Annotated in this window: 19 protein-coding genes; 2 read left to right on the top strand and 17 right to left on the bottom strand. The window is 70.2% G+C overall.

Annotated elements, in window-relative coordinates; translation table 11 throughout:
- Positions 1–12: 12 nt before the first annotated feature.
- Positions 13–1,686, top strand: coding sequence for a glycoside hydrolase family 13 protein (locus tag ACZK5D_RS01440; protein ID WP_463663999.1), 1,674 nt, complete (start codon positions 13–15; stop codon positions 1,684–1,686).
- A gap of 13 nt (positions 1,687–1,699) precedes the next feature.
- Here ACZK5D_RS01440 and ACZK5D_RS01435 read toward each other — a convergent pair whose 3' ends face one another.
- The 8 genes from ACZK5D_RS01435 to ACZK5D_RS01400 all read right to left on the bottom strand — a co-directional run bounded on the left by ACZK5D_RS01435 (position 1,700) and on the right by ACZK5D_RS01400 (position 11,243).
- Entirely contained in the window at positions 1,700–2,644 is a 945-nt protein-coding gene (locus tag ACZK5D_RS01435; RefSeq protein ID WP_458994634.1) for an AEC family transporter, read from the bottom strand.
- 77 nt (positions 2,645–2,721) lie between these two features.
- A complete protein-coding gene (purM, locus tag ACZK5D_RS01430) occupies positions 2,722–3,765 on the bottom strand; it encodes a phosphoribosylformylglycinamidine cyclo-ligase (protein WP_463663998.1) in 1,044 nt (347 codons plus the stop codon).
- The gene (gene purF / locus ACZK5D_RS01425; RefSeq protein WP_463663997.1) at positions 3,765–5,192 is read right to left on the bottom strand and encodes an amidophosphoribosyltransferase; all 1,428 of its coding nucleotides are present in this window, start codon (positions 5,190–5,192) and stop codon (positions 3,765–3,767) included. The genes purM and purF overlap by 1 nt, the downstream gene beginning before the upstream one ends.
- A gap of 60 nt (positions 5,193–5,252) precedes the next feature.
- A complete protein-coding gene (locus tag ACZK5D_RS01420) occupies positions 5,253–8,189 on the bottom strand; it encodes a FlgD immunoglobulin-like domain containing protein (RefSeq protein ID WP_463663996.1) in 2,937 nt (978 codons plus the stop codon).
- Between the two features lie 34 nt (positions 8,190–8,223).
- On the bottom strand, positions 8,224–9,309 hold the full coding sequence (locus ACZK5D_RS01415) for a sulfate/molybdate ABC transporter ATP-binding protein (RefSeq protein WP_458994638.1): 1,086 nt from the start codon (positions 9,307–9,309) through the stop codon (positions 8,224–8,226).
- Positions 9,302–10,087 (bottom strand): ABC transporter permease, encoded by a 786-nt coding sequence (locus ACZK5D_RS01410; protein WP_458994639.1) that lies wholly within the window; start codon positions 10,085–10,087, stop codon positions 9,302–9,304. Before ACZK5D_RS01410 ends, ACZK5D_RS01415 begins: the two co-directional genes overlap by 8 nt.
- Positions 10,084–10,839: a molybdate ABC transporter substrate-binding protein gene (modA, locus tag ACZK5D_RS01405; protein ID WP_458994640.1), complete on the bottom strand. Its 756-nt coding sequence runs from the start codon at positions 10,837–10,839 to the stop codon at positions 10,084–10,086. Before modA ends, ACZK5D_RS01410 begins: the two co-directional genes overlap by 4 nt.
- The gene (locus ACZK5D_RS01400; RefSeq protein WP_458994641.1) at positions 10,836–11,243 is read right to left on the bottom strand and encodes a TOBE domain-containing protein; all 408 of its coding nucleotides are present in this window, start codon (positions 11,241–11,243) and stop codon (positions 10,836–10,838) included. The genes modA and ACZK5D_RS01400 overlap by 4 nt, the downstream gene beginning before the upstream one ends.
- 241 nt (positions 11,244–11,484) lie before the next feature.
- Here ACZK5D_RS01400 and ACZK5D_RS01395 point away from each other — a divergent pair, with 241 nt between their 5' ends.
- Positions 11,485–12,000: a MogA/MoaB family molybdenum cofactor biosynthesis protein gene (locus ACZK5D_RS01395; protein ID WP_458994642.1), complete on the top strand. Its 516-nt coding sequence runs from the start codon at positions 11,485–11,487 to the stop codon at positions 11,998–12,000.
- Positions 12,001–12,002: 2 nt separating this feature from the next.
- Here ACZK5D_RS01395 and moaC read toward each other — a convergent pair whose 3' ends face one another.
- The 9 genes from moaC to ACZK5D_RS01350 form a co-directional block, all read right to left on the bottom strand.
- The gene (moaC, locus tag ACZK5D_RS01390; protein ID WP_463663995.1) at positions 12,003–12,488 is read right to left on the bottom strand and encodes a cyclic pyranopterin monophosphate synthase MoaC; all 486 of its coding nucleotides are present in this window, start codon (positions 12,486–12,488) and stop codon (positions 12,003–12,005) included.
- The gene (locus ACZK5D_RS01385) at positions 12,485–13,696 is read right to left on the bottom strand and encodes a molybdopterin molybdotransferase MoeA (protein WP_463663994.1); all 1,212 of its coding nucleotides are present in this window, start codon (positions 13,694–13,696) and stop codon (positions 12,485–12,487) included. The genes moaC and ACZK5D_RS01385 overlap by 4 nt, the downstream gene beginning before the upstream one ends.
- A 13-nt stretch (positions 13,697–13,709) precedes the next feature.
- Positions 13,710–14,126, bottom strand: coding sequence for a molybdenum cofactor biosynthesis protein MoaE (locus ACZK5D_RS01380; RefSeq protein ID WP_458994647.1), 417 nt, complete (start codon positions 14,124–14,126; stop codon positions 13,710–13,712).
- A gap of 87 nt (positions 14,127–14,213) precedes the next feature.
- The gene (locus ACZK5D_RS01375) at positions 14,214–15,605 is read right to left on the bottom strand and encodes an MFS transporter (RefSeq protein WP_463663993.1); all 1,392 of its coding nucleotides are present in this window, start codon (positions 15,603–15,605) and stop codon (positions 14,214–14,216) included.
- Positions 15,602–16,945 carry an MFS transporter gene (locus ACZK5D_RS01370; RefSeq protein WP_458994649.1) on the bottom strand — a complete coding sequence of 448 codons (1,344 nt, stop codon included), beginning with the start codon at positions 16,943–16,945 and terminating at the stop codon, positions 15,602–15,604. Before ACZK5D_RS01370 ends, ACZK5D_RS01375 begins: the two co-directional genes overlap by 4 nt.
- 37 nt (positions 16,946–16,982) lie before the next feature.
- The gene (gene narI / locus ACZK5D_RS01365) at positions 16,983–17,741 is read right to left on the bottom strand and encodes a respiratory nitrate reductase subunit gamma (protein WP_463663992.1); all 759 of its coding nucleotides are present in this window, start codon (positions 17,739–17,741) and stop codon (positions 16,983–16,985) included.
- A complete protein-coding gene (gene narJ, locus ACZK5D_RS01360) occupies positions 17,738–18,349 on the bottom strand; it encodes a nitrate reductase molybdenum cofactor assembly chaperone (protein ID WP_463663991.1) in 612 nt (203 codons plus the stop codon). The genes narI and narJ overlap by 4 nt, the downstream gene beginning before the upstream one ends.
- On the bottom strand, positions 18,349–19,929 hold the full coding sequence (narH, locus tag ACZK5D_RS01355) for a nitrate reductase subunit beta (RefSeq protein WP_463663990.1): 1,581 nt from the start codon (positions 19,927–19,929) through the stop codon (positions 18,349–18,351). The genes narJ and narH overlap by 1 nt, the downstream gene beginning before the upstream one ends.
- Complete coding sequence (locus tag ACZK5D_RS01350) at positions 19,929–23,642, bottom strand: nitrate reductase subunit alpha (protein WP_463663989.1); 3,714 nt, start codon at positions 23,640–23,642, stop codon at positions 19,929–19,931. Before ACZK5D_RS01350 ends, narH begins: the two co-directional genes overlap by 1 nt.
- Position 23,643 lies beyond the last annotated feature (1 nt).

The following is a 23,643-nucleotide window of genomic DNA, read 5'->3' as shown; positions in this document are numbered from 1 at the left end:
GGAACTTCCCCCATGCAGGAACCCATCGACCAGGCCACCCTGGTCTCCGACCAGAGCGCCTCATGGTGGCGGCAGGCCGCCGTCTACCAGATCTACCCCCGCAGCTTCGCCGACAGCAACGGCGACGGCATCGGGGACCTGCGCGGCATCACGTCGCGGCTGGGCTACCTCAACGGCCTCGGGATCGACGCGGTGTGGCTGAGCCCGTTCTACCCCTCGGACCTGGCCGACGGCGGCTACGACGTCATCGACTACCGCGGGGTGGACCCCAGGATCGGCACCCTCGACGACTTCGACGAGCTCGTCGCGGGGCTGCACGCGCACGGCATCCGGATCCTCATCGACATCGTGCCGAACCACACCTCGAACCTGCACGACTGGTTCAAGCAGGCCGTCGCCGCAGGCCCGGGCTCGGCGGAGCGGGAGCGCTACATCTTCCGCGACGGCGCCGGCCCGGACGGCTCCGAGGCGCCCACGGACTGGGTCTCCCTGTTCGGCGGCAGCGCCTGGGAGCGGGTGGCCGACGGGCAGTGGTACCTGCACACCTTCGCCGTCGAGCAGCCGGACCTCAACTGGGCGGATCCCGAGGTGCGGGAGGAGTTCCTGGACATCCTGCGGTTCTGGGCAGACCGCGGCGTGGACGGCTTCCGGGTGGACGCCGCCCACATGCTCGCCAAGGACCTGACCGAGCCGCTGCCCACCCAGGCGGAGCTCATGGCGCACCCCAGGGACGGCAGCCACCCTACGTGGGACCGCGACGAGCTGCAGGAGATCTACGCCGAGTGGCGCGCGGTGTTCAACTCCTACGACCCGCCGCGCACCGCCGTCGCCGAGGCCGCCGTGCACGCCTCGCGGGTTCCGCTCTACGCGAGCCCTGCGACGCTCGGGCAGTCGTTCTTCTTCGACCTGCAGCTCTCCGACTACGACGCGGGCGCCTTCCACCGCATCATCGACGAGTGCCTGAGTGTCGCGGCGGTGTCCGGCTCCTCGGTGACCTGGGTGCTCAACAACCACGACACCATCCGCTCGGCCAGCCGGTACGGCACGCCCTTCCCTGGCACCAACCCGGACGGGACGCCGCTGCGCAAGCACGGGGGCGACTGGCTGATGGCCGGCGGCGACCCCGTGCTCCTCGACGCCGCCACCGGCCTGCGGCGGGCGCGCGCCGCGGCGACCCTCCTCCTGGCGCTGCCCGGCTCGGCCTACCTGTACCAGGGTGAGGAACTCGGCCTGCAGGAGGTCGCGGAGATCCCTGACTCGCTGCGGGCCGACCCGTCCTTCTTCCGCAACCGGGAGAACGAGGTGGGCCGCGACGGCTGCCGCGTGCCGCTGCCCTGGACCCGCACGGGTCCGTCGTTCGGCTTCGGCGACGGGGGCTCGCACCTGCCGCAGCCGCTGTGGTTCGGGCACTACTCCGTCGAGGCGGAGTCCGGGGATCCGGGCTCGACGTTGTCGCTGTACCGGCGCGCCCTGGAGCTGCGGCGCGAGCTGCTGGCCGACGAGTCGCTCGAATGGATCCCGACGGACAGCGACGACGTGCTGCGCTTCCGTCGGCCCGGAGGATGGGAGGTGGTCTCCAACTTCGGCAAGACCCCCGTCGCCCTGCCCGAGGGCGAGGTCCTCCTCGCCTCCGGGCCGGTCACCGACGAGCTCCCGGGCGAGACGACGGTGTGGCTGCGGGCCTGACGCGGGGGCGGGGTCAGCCGACGGTGGCGAACACGTAGGCGACGAACGTCACCACGCTGATGACGGTGTACAGGCTCAGCACGTTGTTCGCGTAGCCCACCTCGTCGCGCCTGTGGGCGGGCAGGAAGATCGGCACGATGAAGGGCGGCGGGAGGATGAACAGCATGAAGACCGCCGCCCGCGCGTACTGGTCGAGGCCGAGCCACCGACCGACGACGAGTTCGGAGAGGACGAGGGCCAGGATCAGGCACACTACGAAGCGCACCGCGACCAGCGGGGCCGCCTCCCTGACCCCGGTGCGGCTGAGCCGGGTGCCGTATCCCACGACGATGAGGATCAGCGGCACGATCACCGCGGCGAGGTATCCCAGCGCGCCCAGCACGCCGCCTGAGAAGGGGTTGGCCGCCAGGTCGTCCGCGACCCCGAGCTCGTTGAGTAGCAGACCCGCCGCGATCGCGATGATCACCGGGGACCGCACGAAGGACCCCAGCGTCTCGGAGACGGACACGGCGCCGTCGCTCTGCCGCTTCAACAGGGTGACGAAGACGAACCAGATGAAGAACTCGTGGCCGAGGCCGACGACCGCCGCGGTGGGCACATCGTCGAGGCCGTACGCGGCGGCGAACAGCGCCAGCCCCACCATGCCGAACTCGAATCCGGTGAATAGGAACGTCGCAACCGGCGGCGCGCCCATCGCCCGCCGCGCGTACCGGCCGGCGACGAGCAGCGCCACGCACGCCAAGGGCACGAGGACGATGATCGCCAGGTACTCGGCGCGGAACTCCATGGACAGGAACGCCCGGAACAGCACCGCGGGCAGGACGACGCTGACGATGAGCCGCTTGAGCCCCTCAACGACGGAGTCGTCGAGCAGCCGCGTCTGCCGCAGCAGGATCCCGAGGCCGATGAGCAGGACGATCGGGATGACGCTCGCGAGCGTCTCGGCGATGGTGCCCATGGCTGCCTCACTGTGGGGAGTGGTCCTTCCCGCACCCTAGCGAGCCAGGCCCGGCGGCCTGGGCCGGCCCCCGGGTCCTACAGGAGGAAGGCCTCGCCCGGGCCCTCGGAGGCCTGGATCTCGCCGATCACCCAGCTGTGCACGCCGCGGGCGGCCAGCGCGGCCAGGGCCGCGTCCACCTGATCCTGGGGCAGGATGGCCACCATGCCGACGCCCATGTTGAGGGTGGCGTCGACGTCGGCCTGCTTCAGCCCGCCCACGCTCTGCACGAGCTGGAAGATGGCCGGGGGCGTCCAGCTGGAGCGGCGGAGCACGGCGGCCATGTCGTTGGGGATGACGCGCGCCAGGTTGTTGGCCAGCCCGCCGCCGGTGATGTGGCTCATGGCGTGCACCTCGACCTTGCCGATGAGGTCCAGCACGTCGAGCGCGTAGATCTTCGTGGGCGCCAGCAGCTCCTCGCCGAGGGTCCGGCCGAGGTCGTCGACGTGGCGCCCGAGGTCCCAGCCCGCCTGGTTGAGCAGGACGTGCCGCACCAGCGAGTACCCGTTGGAGTGCAGGCCGGACGAGGCCATGGCGATGACGGCGTCCCCGGTGCGCACCCGGTCGTGGCCGAGGATCTTCGACCGCTCCACGACGCCCGTCGTCGCGCCCGCGATGTCGTACTCGTGCGGCTCGAGGAGGCCGGGGTGCTCCGCGGTCTCGCCGCCGATCAGCGAGCAGCCCGAGGCCACGCACGCGTCCGCGATGCCCGACACGATGGCCGCGATGCGCTCCGGGACAACCTGGCCGCAGGCGATGTAGTCGGTGACGAAGAGGGGCTCGGCGCCGCACACCACGAGGTCGTCGACGAGCATGCCGAGGAGGTCGAAGCCGATGGTGTCGTGCTTGTCCAGGGCCTGCGCGATGGCCACCTTGGTGCCCACGCCGTCGGTGGAGGTGGCCAGCACCGGATGCTGATAGCCCTTGAGGGCGGAGGCGTCGAAGAACCCGGCGAAGCCGCCGAGCCCGCCCATGACCTCCGGCCGGCGGGTGCGGCCCACGTGGGCCTTCATCAGCTCGACGGCGCGGTCCCCGGCCTCGATGTCGACGCCGGCTGCGGCGTAGGCGCTCTTCTCGGACACTATCTCTCCTCGAGTCTCAGCAGCTCGGCCTGGGCCGGCGGGATGGCGACGGGGTACTGCCCGTCGAAGCAGGCACGGCACAGGTTGTCGGCCGGCACCTGGGTGGCCTCCGTCAACCCCTCGAGGGAGATGTAGCCGAGCGAATCGGCGCCGAGCGAGCGGCGGATCTCCTCGACGGTGAGCCCTGGCGCGATGAGCTCGGCCCGGGAGGCGAAGTCGATGCCGTAGAAGCACGGCCACTTCACCGGCGGCGACGAGATGCGCACGTGTACCTCGCGCGCGCCCGCCTCACGCAGCATCCGCACCAGGGCGCGCTGGGTGTTCCCGCGCACGATCGAGTCGTCGACGACGACAAGCCGCCTGCCCTCGATCACCTCACGCAGCGGGTTGAGCTTCAGCCGGATGCCGAGCTGCCGAATGGTCTGGCTCGGCTGGATGAACGTCCGACCCACGTAGGCGTTCTTCACCAGGCCCTGGCCGTAGGGGATGCCGGAGGCCTGCGCGTAGCCGATGGCCGACGGCGTGCCCGATTCGGGGACCGGGATGACGAGGTCCGCGTCGACGGGGAACTCCTCGGCCAGCTTCTGGCCGATCCGCACGCGCACCGCGTGCACGCCATGACCCGCGATGGTGGTGTCCGGCCGGGCCAGGTAGACGTATTCGAAGATGCATCCCTTCGGCTTGGCCTCGGCGAAGCGCACGGTCCGCAGGCCGCGCTCGTCGATGGCGAGGAACTCGCCGGGCTCCACCTCGCGGACGAAGCTGGCGCCGACGATGTCCAGGGCCGCGGTCTCAGAGGCCACCACCCAGCCGTTGGCGAGGCGGCCGATGACCAGCGGGCGGATGCCCTGGGGATCCCTGGCGGCGAACAGGGTGCGCTCGGTCATGAAGGTGAGACAGAAGGCGCCCTTGAGCCGCGGCAGCACCTTCATGGCGACGGACTCGATGGGCTCCTCGCCGAAGCTGGCCATCAACGCAGTCACCAGCGACGTGTCGTTGGTGGAGTCCATGGTCTTCTTCTCGGGCACCTGCTCCGTGGGGTCCAGCTCCGCCAGCCACGCCTCGAGCTCGTGGGTGTTGGTGAGGTTTCCGTTGTGCGCCAGCGCTAAACCGCCGGCGTGGGTGGCGCGGAAGGTGGGCTGGGCGTTGTGCCAGACGCTGGCGCCCGTCGTCGAGTAGCGGGTGTGGCCGATGGCCAACCTGCCGGGCAGCGACTTGAGGGTGGCCTCGTTGAACACCTGGCTGACCAGGCCCATGTCCTTGTAGACCATGATGCGTTGCAGATTGCTCACCGCGATGCCCGCGGACTCCTGGCCGCGATGCTGGAGCGCGAAAAGGCCGAAGAAGGTCAGCTGGGCGACGTCCTCCTCGGGCGCCCACACACCGAAGACGCCGCATTCTTCCTTGGGACCGTCGTAGCCGAGCACGCGGCAGACTCTACCCGTTGGCGCGCCGCCGGGTCGCCGTCGCCCACCGCTCCCGCGGGCTCACGAGAAGCGCACGATGTTGTTGAACACCCAGGTGGTCTTCGGCGCGTACGAGTAGCCGCCGCCGGCCTTGGGGGTGGCGGCGATCACGGTGGCCCAGATGTAGGAGCGGCAGGCGTTGAGTCCCGTGGTCTGAGGGTCGTCGCACACGGTCTTCCACTGGCGGCCCGCCGATGTCCACTGGTTCGAGTATCCCAGCGGGTTGCCGGCGTCCACCCAGGCCGCGCGCGGCATCGGCAGATAGGTCAGGTTGTTGAACACCCAGCCGTTGACCGTGACGTAGCGACCGTTCACGAGCTTCACCTGGGAGGCCCAGATCTCGGTGCGGCAGCGCTCGGTCTGCGAGTAGGGCTCGCAGGTGGTGCGCCACTGCCGCCCGTTGATGGAGTGGGGGCCAGGGACCTCGTACGGCGCCACGCGGGTCGGCGTGGGCGTGGGTGTCGGGGTTGGCGTGGGTGTCGGGGTTGGCGTGGGCGTGGGCGTGGGGGTGCCCTCGTCCGAGAAATCCCGCCAGAAGAACATGGTTGTCGAGGAGTAGCCCGGGAGGGCAACCGGGTAGACGACGACCGTGCCGAGCGCGGGATAGGTACCGGGAGCGAGAAGTTTCTTCCCGTCGTCTGTGAGGCTGTAGCCGGCGATCCCCTCGACACTGCCGGGGATGGTGAAGGTGTCATCCGCGCTGCCGTCGAGATCGGTGAACACCACCGGCGCAGGAGTCACGGAGCACTTGTCGACCGTGGTGGTGAACTCCCAGTTGGTCGTCCCCGTCAGTTGATAGCCGTCGTCGGCCACGGCCCTGATCGGCAGACGCCGCGGCGCGGCATAGGTGCCCGGGTAGCGGATGAGGCCGAAGGTCTCGTACCGCACCCCTCGCACGGAGGGGATGGTGACCGTGTCATTCGGTCCGCAGGCGTCCACGACGACCGGGACCGGCGCCGTCGTGCTGATGGGCGCATCGCCCACCACGACCTCGCCCTGGGCCGGCGACACCATGTCCGACGAGGTGACGGCCTTGCCCGCCGCGTCCGAGACCAGCAACCGCCATTGATACGCACCCGGGGGCAGCATCTTCCGTGACTCGTTGGTGGCATCCCACTCGACGTCGCGGAGCCCGCCATCGACCGACGCGGCCGTGTGGATGGTGCGGACCAACTCTCCCGCCAGCGTGCGGATCTCGATCCGCCCAGCCTCGACGGGCTTGGTCAGGTCGAACTCCGGCCGCCACGGGGCGCTCTCACTGACAGGCCCCGGAGCAGCTGAGACACCCAGTAGCGCCGGGGCAGAGGTGCCGCCGAAGGGCAGTTCCGTGATCCGCAGTTCCTCGTCCCGGTCCAGCCCGCCGACGGCCGTGACCAGCCGGTTCCCGTCCAGCGCTACGGGGCGGCCGGGAACCGTCAATGAGGGGGCGAGCTGCGTCTGGTCCACGCCCGAATTGAGGTCGAAGACCAGAGACTCGGGCCCACTGCGGGACACCGCGATCCCGTCACCCACGTGTGTGACCTCACCGATGTAGGAGCCGAGCGGCTCGAGGACGAGCCGGACACCGGTCGCGCGATTCCAGGCGCGGGTATCACCGACCGACCAGCGGCCCCACATCTTCTCAGTCGAGTAGCCGTCTCCCGCCGGCCCCACTGAGTCGAGCCCCTGTCCCGTCTCACGGTTGTAGATCGCCGACGAGGTCATCGACCAGGGCCCGAAGATGTCGGACGTGGTGGGCACGACCGACAGGACGCCGTCGGCGTCCGCGATGGTATGACCGTTGATCTCGCGATCGGACACCAGCGCGTACGGACCCGACACCTTCGTCGCATTCAGCGTCGTGTCGATGAGCGCACCGGCGGCACCTCCGTCGAACCAGCGCCGGTCGACGACAGACCTCGCCCCCTGAGCCACCACCTGCTTGCCCAACGGCACTTCGGCCGAATAGGTGGTGCCGCTCCCGTCCCTGCGCCAGGCGGAGGTCGCCTGAGTCGCGCGGTTGTCTGCTCCGTAGAGCGCCGTGGGCGTCAGGGACGCCGACAGCAGACGCCCGGCCACCGCCGGGACCCCTGCGCTCCTGGTGGCCACCCCGTCCGCCCCGATGCGCCAGACATCGGCACGGTCCGGCTCATAGACCAGACACGCGAGAGTCCCGTCCAACTGGCAGGAGTTGACCGGCGGCAGGTCGACAGCGACGAAGTCCGTGCCGACCAGCGTCAGGACCTGCCCCTTGACCACCCCATAGATCGTGTCGGAGGCGGGAAACACCTGGTCATTGCTGGTGAAGGGTGTATCCACATCTCGACACGTCGCTGTCGGTGCCTCCCATTCCGCGGTGCACCAGCGCTGGGTCGTGCCGAAGGTGCCCTCCAGCCATGAGATGCCCCGCTCGGACGGCCTGATCACTCGGATGCTCCCACCTACGGGATAGATGGAGCTGGCGCCGTCCGACAGACGCTGCACACTGAGGCCAGCCTGAGTCCTGTCATAGGCGCGGCCATAGGCCAACCGCCCGTAGGGACTGTCCAGCTGAAGCGAGCGGCCATCCCAGTAGCGGAACGTGGCGTTCGGGTAATCGTCCGTCCGGACCAGGTAACCCTCCTCGTTGAAGGCCCATGGGAACCCGGTGAAGGCTCGGTTGGCGACGTCGCCGGTCTGCATGTCGACGATCCGCACGGATGTGTCGACAGTACCGTCGACCGCCACGTACCGGCCGGTGGTGTCTGGAAGAGTGCCCTCCGGAACGGCGCGGTCGAGGCGCTCGACCAGTCCCCCCGATCCAAACAGGCTCCCTTCACGGAGCAGGTAGGCATCACCCTCCGCGGCGACAAGGTCACTCTGGGGAGCACCCAACGCCCCGGGCAGGACCACGGTGTCGGCCTCGGCCGCGGCCGGCAACCCGCTCAACCCCAGCAGAATGGCGACGCCGACCAGGAGCCCCACACCACGTCGAACCACAGCGTTCCCCTCGTCAGACTACGAGCGGAACGTATCAGATCAGTGACTCCGCCCTCGCTCCCGGGGGCCCTGTGTAGAGCGTCACCTGGGTCGCCTTGACCACCGCCAACGCTTGCTGCCCTGGCCCGAGCGCAAGCTCACGCACCGCGGCGGGGGTCAGATCCGCGGCGATCCGCTGCCCGGCGACCTCCAGAGTGACCCGCTGCACCGGCATCCGGTCCTCGACACCCGCCACCAGCGCCCGCAGTTCGTTGCGCGGGCTGCCGTGGGTTGCCTCGCGGAAGATGCTGACCGCCGATGGCGGGAACACCGCGCGGGCGGGACCGGGCGGCAGCGGCTCGGACGCGATGCCGGAGATGGCGGTGGCATCGTCCAGCCAGATCGCCCCGTCGGCCCGTGCCTCGCCGTGGAGCAGGTTGACGCCGACGAGGCCGGCGAGGAAGCCGGTGGTGGGCCGCTGGCAGAGGTCGTCGACGGTGCCCTCCGCGACGACGCGACCGTCGGCCAGCTCGACGAGCCGGTCGGCCAGCGCAACGACGTCGAGGAAGTCGTGGGTGACCAGCATCGTCGTGATCCCGCGCAGGCGTTCCCTGAGGAGGGTCCGGATCTCGGGGGCGACGGTGGCGTCGAGGGCCGCGAGCGGCTCGTCGAGAAGCATGAGCTCCGGGTCGATGGCCAGCGAGCGGGCGAGCGAGACCCGCTGCGCCTGACCCCCCGAGAGAGTCCTCGGTAGCCGGCGGCCGAGGTCCGCGCAGCCGACCGCGGCCAACTCCTCAGCGGCCCTGGCCCGCGCGGCCCCGCGGGTGACACCGCGGGCCCGGAGCCCGAAGGCCACGTTGTCCAGCACGTCTAGGTGTGGGAAGAGCAGCGAGCGTTGCTCCACGTAGCCGAACCGCCGACGGTGCGGCGGGATGTGCCCCGACGGGCCCGAGAGTTCCTGGCCGTGCACGACCACGCGGCCCGCGGTGGGCCGGAGATCACCGGAGACGAGTTGGACGAGGCTGGACTTGCCGGCCCCGTTGGGCCCGACGACGGCGAGCGTGGCGCCCTCGGGGACGGCGAGGTCGACAGTGAGGCCGCGGGCGGGGATGGCGGCGGCCACGCGGATCGCGTCAGGCATGGGCCCCCCTGCCCCGCATGGCCGCGAATACGATGACGGCTGCAACCCCGAGTAGCACGACGGCGAGCGCCAGCGACAGCTCCGTGTCGGCCTCCCGCAGCAGGTAGATCTCCAGCGGCAGCGTGCGGGTGACGCCCTGGAGCGACCCGGCGAAGGTAAGCGTGGCGCCGAACTCCCCCAGCGCGCGGGCGAACGCCAATGCGGTGCCGGAGAGGATCGCCGGGGCGGCCAGCGGGACGGTGACCCGCCGGAACACCGTGGTGGGGCGGGCGCCGAGCCGAGCGGCCGCCCGCTCGTAGTCGGTGCCGGCGGAGCGCAGCGCGCCCTCCAGGCTGACCACTAGGAACGGGAGCGCGACGAACGTCTGCGCGACGACCACCGCGGCGGTGGTGAAGCCGATCTCGATTCCGGCGACGGCCAGCGGTGCCCCGATCAGGCCTCGACGCCCGAGGGTGGTGAGCAGCGCGAGGCCGGCGACGACGGGGGGCAGCACCATCGGCACCGTCACCAGGGTGCGGGCGAACGTGACCCAGCGGCCGCGGGACCGGGCGAGCACCAGGGCCATCGGGACCCCGAGGATGACCACGATGAGGGTGGTCACGACGCAGGTGCCGAGGCTGAGGAGCAGGGCGTCGCGCGCCGGCTCGGACGAGAGCAACTCGCCCAGCCTGGTCCACGGCGCGCGGATCAGCAGGGCCGCCAACGGGACGACGAGGATCGCCGCCCCCATGGCGAAGGGCCCCCACGCCCACCTCGGCAGCACCGCGGCACCCGTCACTGGGGCGGACCGAACCCGGCGTCGATCAACGCCTCCTGCCACTCGCCCGTGAGCGATTCGACGAACGCCCGCGCGGCCTCCGGGTGGGGCGCGCCGGCCACCACCGCGACCCAATAGGTGTTGGGGTCCGCGTCGGCTCCAGGGATCTCGATGCTGATCACGTCGGCCGACGATGCCGCGTCAGTGGCGTAGACGAGGCCGGCGTCGGCCTCCCCCGAGGCGACCTTGCCGAGCACGTCGGAGACCTTCGTCTCCTCGGACACCGGGCGCAGCTCGATCCCCGCCGCCTCCGCCAGCCGGGCTGCGACGGCGCCGCACGGCACCTCCACGGCACAGGTGACCAGCTTCCCGGCGTTGAGCGACTCGTCGAACCCCGTGACACCGGCCGGGTTGTCCGCCGGCACGATCACCACGAGCGTGTTGGTGGCGAACATCACCGGCTCGCCGTCGATCACGCCCTCCTCGACGGCGCGGTCCATGTTCTTCTTGTCGGCCGAGGCGAAGACATCGGCGGGGGCACCACCGACGAGTTGGTCCACGAGACCCGAGGAGCCGTCGAAGCTGAACGTGACGCCCTCCGCCAACGGCGGGAGGACTTTGCTCAGCGAGGCGGCCGCGAAGACGACGGCACCGTCGACGCCAGCCGTGGCGTCGGGCGCGCCGCCGGGTGTCGCGGTGGTGGCGCCGGTGGGTTGGCTGCAGCCCGCCGCGAGGAGGACGACTGCAAGGACGGTGACTGCGAGGCGGTTCACGGCCTCCCCCCTTCGACGGTGACGTTGGTGGCCTTGATGACCGCGGTGGCCACGGACCCCACCTCAAGGCCCAGCTCGCGGACCGCCTCGGTGGAGATGAGCGAGACGATGCGGTAGCGCCCGCACTGCAGCTCCACCTGGCTCATCACGAGGTCGGAGGTGACCTTGGTCACGATGCCGGTGAGGTGGTTGCGCGCGGAGCGCGTGCCTGCGCCCGCGTCGAACTCGTCCAGCCCGCCGTCGGCCAGTTCCTGCGCGAGGGCTGCGAGCGCCGCGCCGTCGACCACCCGCCGGCCCTGCTCGTCGACGGTGGAGGCGATCCGGCCGGCCTCCACCCACCGTCGGAGGGTGTCGTCGCTCACGCCAAGCAGGCTCGCCGCCATTGATATCCGTATCTGCGTCATGGTTGACCCTAACACTCCGCACATGCGGCGGTGTTGCGGTCGGGGTGCCGGCCTATCGTTCGGCCCACGGGGCAGCGGCGACGCCCGCTGAGAGCTGGCCGGCGCCACCCATCCGCGCCCTCCCCAGTGCACGACACGCCGACCGGATGGCACCCCGGGGCCACAGGCAGCACCGGCCGACGGTTCGGGCGGCGTGTCGTGCACGGCACCCCGGGCCGACTCAAAGATCTAGGCTTGGGGGATGTCGTACCGAGCCGCCGTCATCACCTGTTCAGACCGGGCGTCGAGCGATGTCTACGAGGACCGTTCGGGCCCAGTCATCCGGCACGCGCTCAAGGAGCTGGGGTTCGACGTCACGCCCCCGGTGATCGTGCCCGACGAGGCTGAGGTGATCGCCACCGAGATCCGGCTGGCGGTGGCCGACGGGGCGCGCGTCGTGATCACCACGGGCGGGACCGGCGTTGGGCCGCGCGACGTCACGGTCGAGGCCACGCGGCCACTGCTCGACTACGAGGTGCCGGGCGTCGCGGAGGCGGTGCGCAGCCTGGGCTCGGCGAACACCCCCCTCGCCTGGCTCTCCCGAGGGCTGGCCGGCGTGATCATCCAGGACGAGAACCGCGCGTTCGTGTTCAACGCCCCCGGCTCCCGTGGGGGTGCACGCGACGCGCTCTCCGTGCTCGCCCCCCTGCTGACGCACATCGTCGATCAGCTCGACGGGGCGGACCACGACCTCAACCGCCCCTCCAGCCAGGGCTAGCCTCAGTCCTCGACTGGGCGGGTCCAGTCGCCGGAGCGGCCGCCGCTCTTGGCTGTGATCCGGGCGGAGACGATCTCGGCGGAGCGATCCACGCCCTTGACCATGTCCACCACGGCCAGCGCCGCGACCGTCACGGCCGTCAGCGCCTCCATCTCGACCCCCGTGCGGTCGGCCGTGCGCACCGTAGCCTCGATGCGCACCCCGTCGTCGACAATCTCCAGGTCCACCACGGCCCCGTGCACGCCGATGACGTGGGCGAGGGGCAGCAGGTCCGGCACCTTCTTCGTCGCCGCGATGCCCGCGACCCGCGCCACCGCGAGCACGTCGCCCTTCGGCACTGTTCCCCCACGCAACGCCTCGACCACGTCGGCCGAGCAGCGTACGGACGCGACGGCGGTGGCGGACCGGACGGTGGGCTGCTTGGCGGTGACGTCGACCATGCGGGCCTCGCCGCGGGCATCCAGGTGGGTGAACTCCATGGCGGTCACGCTAGCGCGCGCACCAGGTGCACCGCGACCCTCTCCCCCGCGGCGTCCGCGTCTTCGGCGACGACGGCGAGGCCGTCGGCCAGGTGCAGCGACGCCACCAGGTGCGAGCCAGAGCCCAGGCGGTGCGTCGGTCGGACGGCGCCGTCGACGATCCGCACCGGGGTGTACTGCCGCCGCCCGGGCGGGCTCCGCCACCCCTCGGCCACCGGCAGTTCGACGGCAGGCCAGGTGGTGGGCAGCCCCTGGAATGCCGCGATCAGGGGACGGAGGAACGCGTAGGAGCTCACGAAGACGCTCACGGGGTTGCCGGGAAGGCCCAGGAAGGCCACTGCCCGCCCGTCGGGGGCGCGCAGCGCGCCGCAGGCCTGCGGCTTGCCCGGCTGCATGGCCACCTTGACGAACTCGATGTCGCCCTCGACCACCTGCCGGACCACCTCGAACGCCCCCACCGAGACCCCGCCGGAGGTGACCACCACATCGGCGGCCGCCGTCGCCTCCGAGAGCACGCGGGAGAACTCCGCCCCGTCGTCGGGCACGCAGCGGCGCAGGACCACGGTGCCGCCGAACTGCTCCACGAGGCCCGCGAGCAGGATCGAGTTGGAGTCCGGTATCTGGCCGAAGCCGAGCGGCTGACCGGCCGGCATGAGCTCCGAGCCGGTGGACAGCACCGCCACACGTGGGCGACGACGAAGCGGCACCTCCCCGAAGCCGATCGACGCCGCCGCGGACGCCGCCTCCGGACCCCAGACGGTGCCGGCGGGCAGCACCACGTCGCCCGCGCGCACGTCCTCGCCGGCCCGCCGCACGTGGCGGCCCGGTGTCGGGGCCTCGGTGACGAGCACGGCGGACGGCAGCGGCGCCGCCCCCATCGGCTGGTCGGTGGCCTCCACCGGGACGACGGCGTCCGCCCCGGGCGGCATGGGCGCGCCGGTCATGATCCGGGCGGCCTCGCCCGGCCCCACCGTCGGGGTGGAGGTGGCGCCCGCCGGGATGTCGCCCACGATGCTCAGCAGGGCCCCGGCTGTCGCGTCGGAGGCGCGCACCGCGAAGCCGTCCATGGCGGAGTTGCCGAAGGGAGGCACCGCGACGCGGGCCGACAGGTCCTCCGTCAGCACCCTGCCGCGACCCTCACCGACGGGCGTCGACGCCGACGGCAGGAGCGAGGCCAGCGCCAGCACCCTGGCCAGGTACTCCTCGACGCTCAGCATCCGCGCCCCTGGATCACGGGCACTGGGACCACTCGTGGGTGCCGTCGGCCAGGAACTGCTTCTTCCAGATCGGAAGGCGCTCCTTGACCCGCTCCACCAGGTCCGACGCGCACCCGAACGCCTGGGCCCGGTGTGACGCGGCCACCGCCACGAACAGCGCCACTCCCCCGATGCCGAGCGTGCCCACGCGGTGCTGCGCGGCGATGGCGTGCACGCCGTCGCGGCCCTCGAACCCCGCGACGATCTCGCGCATCACCGCGTCCGCCGTCGGGTGGCCCACGTACTCGATGCCGGTCACCGCGACGCCGTGGTCGTGGTTGCGGACGATCCCGCCGAACGTCACGACGGCGCCCGCGCGGTCGTCGCTGACGAACGCGACGAGCGCGTCGCCGTCGACGTCCTCGGACGTCACCCCTGCGAACTGCTTCACACTAACCAGCCTAACTGCGTGTCGTCGTCGTGGATCCGGCCGTTCCACCCGCCCTGGGGCGGGGGCCGGCGCGGCAGAGCGACGGCGTCAGCTCGGCTTCGGCGCGCCCGGGCGGGCGTAGCGGAACCAGGTGATCGCGATGCACGCCACCGCCCACACCGCGCCGATGGCGTAGAACAGCGTGGGGCTCATGATGGTGAGGCCGACGCCGAACAGGAACGGGCCGAACGCCGCGATGGCCGCAGTCCACCCGATCACGCCGCCCGCCTGCCGCTTCTCGAAGATCATCGGCATCTGCTTGAACGTGGACGCGTTGCCGATGCCGGAGAACAGGAAGATCGCCAGCATGCCCCACAGGAACTGGTTGAAGCCGCCCTGGAGGGCCGCCGCGCTGGAGGTGTCGGGCGTGAGCGCCGGGATGGTGAACAGGATGGAGGCCAGGATGCCGATGCCGGAGATGAGGGTCCAGATGGCGCCGCCCATCCGGTCGGTGAGCGGTGAGAACAGCACGCGCGCGCCGGCGCCCACGAGCGGGCCGAGGAACACGAACTTCACCGGGTCCGGCAGCGTGTAGCCCTCGACGAGCATGGTCGCGGTCGCGCCGGCGCCCTCGACGATGTTGGCGTTCCCCGCGCCGTACAGGTTGAGCATGAGCAGGCCGAACTGCGCCGCGAGGCCCGAGAACGTGCCGAAGGTCATGATGTAGAGGATGGTCATCCACCAGGTGTCCTGGTTGGAGAAGATGTCGAACTGCTGCTTGATGTTGGCCTTGATCGGCACGGAGCGCAGCGCGATGTAGGCCCAGATGGCGCCCGCGACGATGAACGGGATGTAGATCAGCGCCGAGTTCTGGTACCAGACGGTCACCGGGTCCTTGCCCGCCACGGCCATCTGCTGCGAACCCAGGAACGCGAACATGCCGAAGGTGATCAGCCACGGGGTGAGCAGCTGGACCAGCGAGACGCCGAAGTTGCCGATGCCCGCCTGCAGCCCGAGCGCGGTGCCCTGGAGCCGCTTGGGGAAGAAGTACGACGTCGAGGGCATGAAGCCGGAGAACGCGCCGCCGCCGATGCCGGAGAGGAACGCCAGCCCCATGAGGCGCCAGTAGGGCACGTCCGGGTTGGTCACCTCGAAGCCCCACCCGAGCACCGGGAGGATCAGCAGGAGCGTGGTGAGCGCCACCATCTTGCGGGTGCCGATCTTGGGCGGCAGCACCATCCAGACGAGGCGCAGCAGGCCGCCTGAGAGGCCGGGCATGGCCGCCATCCAGTAGAGCTGCTCCTTGGTGAAGTCGAAGCCGAGCGCGTTGAGCTTGGGCACGATCGCGCTGGGCAGGAACCACGCCACGAACGCCAGCGTGAGCGTGAACGTGGTGATGGTGAGGGTGTTCCAGGCGAGCCTGCTGTCCCACTTGGCCGGGTCCTCCGGATCCCAGGACTGGAGCCAGTCGCCCTTGGTCTCGAACTTGGTGGTGCTCATACTGCGGCCTCCTCAAGGGGAAGTTCGATGGTGCCGGCGAGCTCGGGAGACTTGTCGTGCAGCATCTTGACGATGGTGACGTGCATCCACACCGCGCAGATGACGGTGAGGATGAACAGGACGAAGAAGGTGGAGGTCGGGAATCCGGACCACACCTTGGTGTAGGCGAACAGCGGCGGCAGGATGAAGCCGCCGAGGCCGCCGAGGGTGCCGACGAGGCCACCCACCGAGCCCACGTTCTCTGGGAAGTACTCGGGGATGTGCTTGAACACCGCGGCCTTGCCCAGGCCCATGGCGCAGCCGAGCAGGAACACCAGCACGGCGAACATCCACACGTTGAGGTGGTACGGGAGGTGCTGGGTCTGGGAGCCGTCGGCGTGGTCGATGACGATGAACCCGTTGGGCATCATGAGGATGCCGGTGGTGAGCAGCATGAGCGCGAAGGTCCAGTACATGACCTTCCGGGCGCCCCAGTGGTCGCTCATCCATCCGCCGACGGGGCGGAGCAGGGAGGCTGGGAAGATGAAGGTGGCGGTGAGCAGGCCGGCGGTGGTGAGGTCGACGTCGAAGTTGTCGACGTAGTACTTCGGAAGCCACGCGGACAGCGCCACGTAGGCGCCGAACACGGCCACGTAGTAGAGGGAGAAGCGCCAGACGCGCATGTGCTTGAGTGGCACGAGCATGTCTCGGACGCTTCGGCTGGTCCCGGGCGCGCGGTCCACCCGCGGCACGATCAGCCACACCGCGACACCGACGATCACCAGCAGCACCGCGTAGATCACCGGCACCAGGCGCCAGCCGCCCTCGATGCCGAGCGCGAAGGTGGCGCCGGCGGTGCCGGCGATGAGCGGGGGGCCGATGAACTTGGTGACGGAGGCGCCCACGTTGCCCGCGCCGAACACACCCAGGGCGAGGCCCTGCCGCTTGCGCGAGTACCAGGCGGCGTTCCAGGCGGTGCCGACGGAGAACAGGTTCCCCGCGAAGCCGACGAGGAACGCCAGCACCAGCAGCAGCCCGTAGCTGTCCGCCTTCGAGACGAGGTACGCGGGCACGGCGGTGGCGAACAGGAGGAACAGCGTGACCTTCCGGCCGCCGATCCGGTCCGCCAGGATGCCCGCCGGGAGCCGCCACATGGAGCCGTTGAGGACGGCCAGGGCCGAGATCCAGGACAGCTCGACGTCGGTGAGGCCGAGTTCCTTCTGGATGGGGACGCCGAGGATGCCGAACATCAGCCACACCGCGAACATCAGGGTGAAGGCGATGGTGGACATGATCATGACGCGGCCGGCGCCGGGGCCCGTCTCGTGGACGGGCTCGACCTCGATGAGGTGCTTACTCACGTGGGGTGTGTCTCTCTAGGGAAGGCGGGGAGGAGGGTCAGCGCTGTGCGCGCTTGTTGTCGGGGGTGCCAACCGGGTCCCAGCCACGGCCCTTCACCGTCGCGGAGCGTCGTGCGGAGTCGTCGCGGGACCGGTAGACGATGTAGGGGCGGAACAGGTAGTGGAAGGGCGCCGAGAAGGCGTGCACCAGGCGGGTGAACGGGATGATGGCGAACAGCAGCATGCCGATGACCACGTGCGTCTGGAACTGCCAGGTGGCCGCGCCCATGGCCTCCACGTCGGGCTGGAACACGAACAGGGAGCGGAACCACACCGAGACGGTCTCGCGGTAGTTGTGCTCCTCGCCGGTGGGCGTGGTGTCGCCGGTGAGCGTGGCCACCATGCCCAGCCCGATCACCGTGGCCAGCACCAGGTACATGATCTTGTCGTTCCAGGTGGTGGCCTTGAACACCGCCGAGGTGGACCGGCGCCGCCAGATCAACATGACGAGCCCCACGATGAGCGCGATGCCCGCCAACCCGCCGCCGTAGAGGGCGCCGGCGTGGTAGGTGTGCTGATCGATGCCGACCCAGTCCGTGAACGCCTTGGGGATGAGCAGGCCGACGAGGTGGCCCATCAGCACCGCGATGAGGGCGAAGTGGAAGATGGGCGAGCCGATCTTGAGCAGCTTGGATTCGTAGAGCTGCGACGACCGGGTGGTCCAGCCGAACTGGTCGAAGCGGTAGCGCCAGATCAGCCCCCCGACCAGGACCAGCAGCACCACGTAGGGCAGGACTCCCCAGAGCAGAGTGTTCATCGCACGCTCCCTTGCAGTTGCGGGTAGGGCAGGAAGGTGGGCTCGAGGCCCACGGTCTCGGTGGGCGGGCCGCCGAGCAGGTCGCGGACCTCGGAGCGGCTGCGCGGCGACGGGCCCCCCAGCGCCGAGCACACCGCCGCGACCACACCGGCCTGCGGCAGCTTGTCCTCCTCGAGCCCGATCCTCAGCAGTTCGAGGCTGGCGCGGTAGGCGTTGAGCAGCCCGAGCCCGAGCTCGGGGTCACCGACGGCGGCGAACTCGAGCACCATCGGCAGGAAGTCCGGCAGCTCGCCGGCCAGGTCCACCACCAGCCCGGAGTCGCGGTAGGTCTGCTTGATGGCGGCCAGCACCTCGCCGCGGCGCCTGGTGTCGCCGTCGGTCCAATAGGTGAGGTGAAGGGCGTGCCTGCGGGACAGGTCGAACTCCTGCACGTGCCAGGACTGGAGCTCCATGATGGGCATGCTGCGCAGGTGCGCCAGCGTGGGGGCGAACAGCTCCCCCGCGCCGGCCTCGGCGACGGCGTCCTCGATCATCGGCAGCTGGGCGAGCAGCGCCTCGTCCGGGTAGCTGAGAAGCAGGCCCGCCGCCTGGAAGACGACGGCCGACATCATGCCCCGCTCGCGTCGCGTTGGCGCGCCTTGGCGTCGGCGAAGCTCTCGATGGCCACGGGGACCACGCGGCCGGACGAGGTGCCGAACGGCCCCTCTCCCCCGGCGCCCGGTCCGCCCTCGAAGTCCAGCGAGCAGCCCATCTCCTCCAGGTTGTGCGCCTGTTCGCGGTGGGCCTTCGGGATCACGTAGCGCTCGTCGTACTTGGCGATGGCCAGGAGCCGGTACATCTGCTCCATGGCCGAGGGCTCCATGCCGACGGCGTGCGCCAGCTCGGGCTGCCGCTCGCGGCCTAGCGTCACGTCGCGCATGTAGGAGCGCATCGCGGCCAGCTTCTGCAGCACCAGCGTGACCACCTCCGTGTCGCCCGCGGTGAACAGCTCGGCCAGGTACTCCACCGGGATGCGCAGCGTGTCGATGGCGCCGAACAGGTTGCCGCCGGCCTCCGAGTCGTGGCCCTGCGCCTTGAGCAGGTCCACCACCGGGGAGAGCGGGGGCACGTACCAGACCATGGGCATGGTGCGGTACTCCGGGTGCAGCGGGAGCGCGACCTTGAAGTGCTTGATCAGGGCGTAGACCGGCGACTTCTGGGCGGCGGCCAGCCAGTCGGTCGGGATGCCGTTGGCCTTGGCGTCGGCGATCACCTGCGGGTCGTTGGGGTCCAGCATGAGGTCCAGCTGGGCCTCGTACAGGTCCTTCTCGTCGGCCAGCGCGGCCTCGGTCACCCGGTCCGCGTCGTAGAGGATGATGCCGATGTAGCGCAGGCGCCCCACGCAGGTCTCGGAGCACACCGTCGGCAGCCCCACCTCGAGGCGGGGGTAGCACATGGTGCACTTCTCGGCCTTGCCGGAGCGGTGGTTGAAGTAGATCTTCTTGTACGGGCAGCCGGTGATGCACTGCCGCCAGCCGCGACACTTGTCCTGGTCCACCAGGACGATGCCGTCCTCCGAGCGCTTGTAGATCGCGCCGGAGGGGCACGACGCCATGCACGACGGGTTGAGGCAGTGCTCGCAGATCCGGGGCACGAAGAACATGAACGTCTTCTCGTACTCGAACTTGATCTGCAGGTTGGCGTCCTCGCGGAGCTTCTTGACGATCGGGTCGTCGTGGCCGGTCTCGTGGATGCCGCCCAGCGCGTCGTCCCAGTTGGCGGAGGCCTTGATGGCCATGTCGTCGCCCGTGATGAGCGACTTGGGGCGCGCGACGGGGAAGTCGTCGCCCAGCGGCGCCTGGACCAGGTTCTCGTAGTCGTAGGTCCAGGGCTCGTAGTAGTCGCTCATCTCCGGCTGCACCGGGGACGCGAAGATGCTGAGCAGCTTCTTGAAGCGGCCGCCCGAGCGCAGCTTCAGCCGCCCGGACTTGGTGCGGACCCAGCCGCCCTGCCACTTCTCCTGGTCCTCGTACGTGCGGGGGTAGCCCTGCCCGGGGCGGGTCTCCACGTTGTTGAACCACACGTACTCGGTGCCGGCCCGGTTGGTCCACGCCTGCTTGCAGGTGACCGAGCAGGTGTGGCAGCCGATGCACTTGTCGAGGTTCATCACCATGGCCACCTGGGCCATCACGCGTCGCTGCTTGGCCATCAGTACTGGACCTCCTGGGAGCGGCGGCGCACCGTCGAGACGATGTCTCGTTGAACGCCGGTGGGGCCGATGTAGTTGAAGGCGTACGCCTGGTGCGCGTAGCCGCCGATGAGGTGGGTGGGCTTGAGCAGGATGCGGGTCACCGAGTTGTGGATGCCTCCGCGGCGGCCGGTGGCCTCCGACTTCGGCACGTCGATGGTGCGCTCCTGCGCGTGCTGCACGTAGCAGATGCCGTCGGGCAGCTTCGGGGTGACGACGGCGCGGGCCACGAACACGCCGTTGGCGTTGGTCAGCTCGATCCAGTCGTTGTCCTTGACGCCGATGCTGGCGGCGTCCGCCACGCTCAGCCAGGCCTGGGGCCCGCCTCGACCGAGGCTGAGCATGAACAGGTTGTCCTGGTACTCGGAGTGGATGGACCACTTGTTGTGCACCGTCAGGTAGCGCAGCGTGATGGCCTTCTCGCCGTTGGGCCCGAGCTCGGGCTCCCCGTAGTCGCGGCCCATGTCCAGCGGCGGCCGGAAGATGGGCAGCTGCTCGCCTGCGTCGGCCATCCAGTCGTGGTCGAGGAAGAAGTGCATCCGGCCGGACAGGGTGTGCCACGGCTTGAGCCGCTCGGTGTTGATGGTGAACGCGGCGTACCGGCGCCCGCCCGTCTCGGACCCCGACCACTCCGGCGAGGTGATCACCGGCTGAGGCGCCTGCTGCGTCTGGACGAAGGTGATCTGCTTCTCCTCCGACCCCTCTGACAGGTCGGCCAGCTTGCGGCCCGTCTTGCGCTCCAGGTCCCGGAAGCCCTGCGTGGCCAGCTCGCCGTTGGTGGTGCCGGAGAACATCAGGATGGCCTCGGCGAGGCGCTGGTCGGTGTTGATCGCCGGGCGTCCCGCGGCCGCCCCGGACGGGTACACGCCGTGGAGCTTGCCGAGCTTGGCCACCTGGTGGCCCACGTCGTAGGTGATGTTCTTCACCGTGAAGCCCAGCTTGTCCGCCAGCGGGCCGACGGTGAGCAGCTTGTCCGCGATGGCGGTGTAGTCGCGCTCGACCACCGCCAGCACCGGCATGTTCTTCCCCGGCACCCCGGGGACGTCGGTGCCGCGCCAGTCCGGTACGTGGCCGCCCGGCTGGGCGATCTGGCCGGGGGTGTCGTGCTGCAGCGCAACGGCCACCAGGTCCTTGCGGGTGTCGAGGCGGCCCTTGGCCAGCTCCGAGAGCTTGATCGCGAGCTCGGCGAACACGTCGAAGTCGCTCTTGGTCTCCCACGGCGGGTCGATGGCGGGGGTGAACGCGTGCACGTAGGGGTGCATGTCGGTGGAGCTCAGGTCATGCTTCTCGTACCAGGTGGCCGCAGGCAGCACGATGTCGCTGAGCAGCGTGGAGCTGGTCATCCGGAAGTCGGCCGTGATGAGCAGGTCCAGCTTCCCCTCGGGGGCCTCGTCGTGCCACGTCACCACGTCCGGCCGCAGGTGGGACCCGTGCCCGTTCTCCATCACGTTGTTGTGCGTGCCGAGGAGGTGCTTGAGGAAGTACTCGTTGCCCTTGGCCGAGGAGCCGAACAGGTTCGAGCGCCACAGGATCATGGTGCGCGGCCAGTTCTCCGGCGCGTCGATGTCCTCGACGGCGCTCTTCAGCTCCCCTGACTTCAGCTTGGCGGCCACGTACGCCTGGGGCGTCTCGAACTCGCCGCGCGCGACGGCGGCCGTGGCCTCGTCTGCCAGCTCCAGCGGGTTGCGGTCGAACTGCGGGTAGAACGGCATCCAGCCCAGGCGGTGCGACAGTGCGATCGCGTCCGCCGAGTGCGTGCCGTCCAGACCGCCGGTGGACAGCGGGGACTTGATCCGGTCCGCCGAGAAGCCGTCGGTGCGCCACTGGTCCGTGTGCATGTACCAGTAGGCGGTGCCGATCATGGTGCGCGGGGGCCTGGACCAGTCCATGGCGTTGGCCATGTTGAACCAGCCGGTCATGGGGCGGCACTTCTCCTGGCCCACGTAGTGCGCCCAGCCGCCGCCGTTCTTGCCGATGCAGCCGGTCATCATGAGCAGCGCGATGATGGCCCGGTAGGTCACGTCGGCGTGGAACCAGTGGCAGATGCCGGCGCCGATGATGATCATCGTGCGGCCCTTCGACTCCTCCGAGTTCGCCGCGAACTCGCGCGCGATCCGCAGGCACGCCTCGGCGGGCACCGAGGTGATCTCCGCCTGCCACGCCGGGGTGTAGGGCACCGTCGCGTCGTCGTAGCCGGCGGGCCACTGGCCCGGGAGGCCGTCGCGGCCGACGCCGTACTGGGCGAGCATGAGGTCGAACACGGTGGTGACGAGCTTGCCCTCGACAACCCGGGCGGGCACGCCGCGGTGGATGATGCTGCCCTGACCCTTCGGGTCCTCGAAGCACGGCAGGGAGATCTGCACCTTGTCCGCGTCCGCCTGATCGATGAGGGTGAGCGCGGGGCGGATCTCGCCCAGGTCGAGGTTCCAGAGGCCGGCCCCGTCCTCGGAGTACCGGTAGCCCATGGAGCCGTTGGGCACCGCCGGCCCGGAGGTGGCCTCGTCCCACACCACGGTCTTGAAGGCGGCGTCGGAGACCTCGGCGGTGGTCGGCAGGTCCGCGGCGGTGAGGAACTTGCCCGGCACCAGGCCGTGGCCGTCCGGGTGATCGACGAGCGTGATGAGCATGCCGAGGTCCGTGTACTGCTTGACGTAGCCGTCGAAGTACTCGACCTTCCGGTCGACGAAGTTCTCCTTGAGGATCACGTGACCCATCGCCATCGCCAGGGCGGCGTCGGTGCCGGCCTGCGCCGGCAGCCACTCGTCGGCGAACTTCACGTTGTCCGCGTAGTCCGGCGCCACGGTGACCACCTTGGTGCCGCGGTAGCGGACCTCGGCCATCCAGTGGGCGTCCGGGGTGCGAGTGACGGGGACGTTGGAGCCCCACATCATCAGGTAGGTCGAGTCCCACCAGTCGCCGGACTCGGGCACGTCGGTCTGGTCGCCGAACACCTGCGGGGAGGCGACGGGGAGGTCCGCGTACCAGTCGTAGAAGCTGGTCATCGCGCCGCCGATGAGGTGCGTGAAGCGGGTGCCGATGGCGTGGGAGACCATGCTCATGGCGGGGATGGGCGAGAACGACACGCACCGGTCCGGGCCGTAGAACTTGATGGTGTTGACGTAGGACGCGGCCGCGATCTCGATGGCCTCCTCCCACGAGATACGCACCAGGCCGCCCTTGCCGCGCGCCTGCTGGTACCTGCGGCGCTTGGCCGGATCCGTGGAGATCTCCCGGAAGGCGGCGACGGGATCCCCCAGCCGCTTCTTCGCCTCGCGGTACATCTCGATGAGCACGCCGCGGCCGTACGGGTAACGCACCCGCGTGGGCGAGTAGGTGTACCAGGAAAACGCGGCCCCACGGGGGCATCCGCGGGGCTCGTACTCCGGCCGGTCCGGTCCGGTGGTGGGATAGTCCGTCTGCTGGGACTCCCAGGTGATGATCCCGTCCTTGACGTAGACCTTCCACGAGCAGGAGCCGGTGCAGTTGACGCCGTGCGTGGAGCGGACCACCTTGTCGTGGCTCCAACGGTCGCGGTAGAACACGTCCCCGGCGCGGCCGCCCTCGCGGAAGACGGCCCGGCCGTCCTCGGTCTGGTCCCACTTGGTGAAGAACCGGCCGAGCTTGAGGAGTGCATCGGAGGCGGGGCCGTCAAGGCGCGCGGAATCGGTGCTCATG

It is taken from the genome of Tessaracoccus yangjingae (assembly GCF_055326235.1).
Note: the sequence above shows the minus strand (reverse complement) of the source record. Positions and strands in the feature narration are given on the sequence as shown.

What these genes read in the sequence shown, in the direction of transcription:
- ACZK5D_RS01440 (WP_463663999.1), top strand. Translation starts at nt 13, where the DNA reads ATGCAGGAACCCATCGACCAGGCCACCCTGGTCTCCGACCAGAGCGCC.
- ACZK5D_RS01435 (WP_458994634.1), bottom strand. Translation starts at nt 2,644, where the DNA reads ATGGGCACCATCGCCGAGACGCTCGCGAGCGTCATCCCGATCGTCCTG.
- ACZK5D_RS01415 (WP_458994638.1), bottom strand. Translation starts at nt 9,309, where the DNA reads ATGCCTGACGCGATCCGCGTGGCCGCCGCCATCCCCGCCCGCGGCCTC.
- ACZK5D_RS01400 (WP_458994641.1), bottom strand. Translation starts at nt 11,243, where the DNA reads ATGACGCAGATACGGATATCAATGGCGGCGAGCCTGCTTGGCGTGAGC.
- ACZK5D_RS01395 (WP_458994642.1), top strand. Translation starts at nt 11,485, where the DNA reads ATGTCGTACCGAGCCGCCGTCATCACCTGTTCAGACCGGGCGTCGAGC.
- ACZK5D_RS01385 (WP_463663994.1), bottom strand. Translation starts at nt 13,696, where the DNA reads ATGCTGAGCGTCGAGGAGTACCTGGCCAGGGTGCTGGCGCTGGCCTCG.
- ACZK5D_RS01375 (WP_463663993.1), bottom strand. Translation starts at nt 15,605, where the DNA reads ATGAGCACCACCAAGTTCGAGACCAAGGGCGACTGGCTCCAGTCCTGG.
- narI (WP_463663992.1), bottom strand. Translation starts at nt 17,741, where the DNA reads ATGAACACTCTGCTCTGGGGAGTCCTGCCCTACGTGGTGCTGCTGGTC.
- narJ (WP_463663991.1), bottom strand. Translation starts at nt 18,349, where the DNA reads ATGTCGGCCGTCGTCTTCCAGGCGGCGGGCCTGCTTCTCAGCTACCCG.
- narH (WP_463663990.1), bottom strand. Translation starts at nt 19,929, where the DNA reads ATGGCCAAGCAGCGACGCGTGATGGCCCAGGTGGCCATGGTGATGAAC.
- ACZK5D_RS01350 (WP_463663989.1), bottom strand. Translation starts at nt 23,642, where the DNA reads ATGAGCACCGATTCCGCGCGCCTTGACGGCCCCGCCTCCGATGCACTC.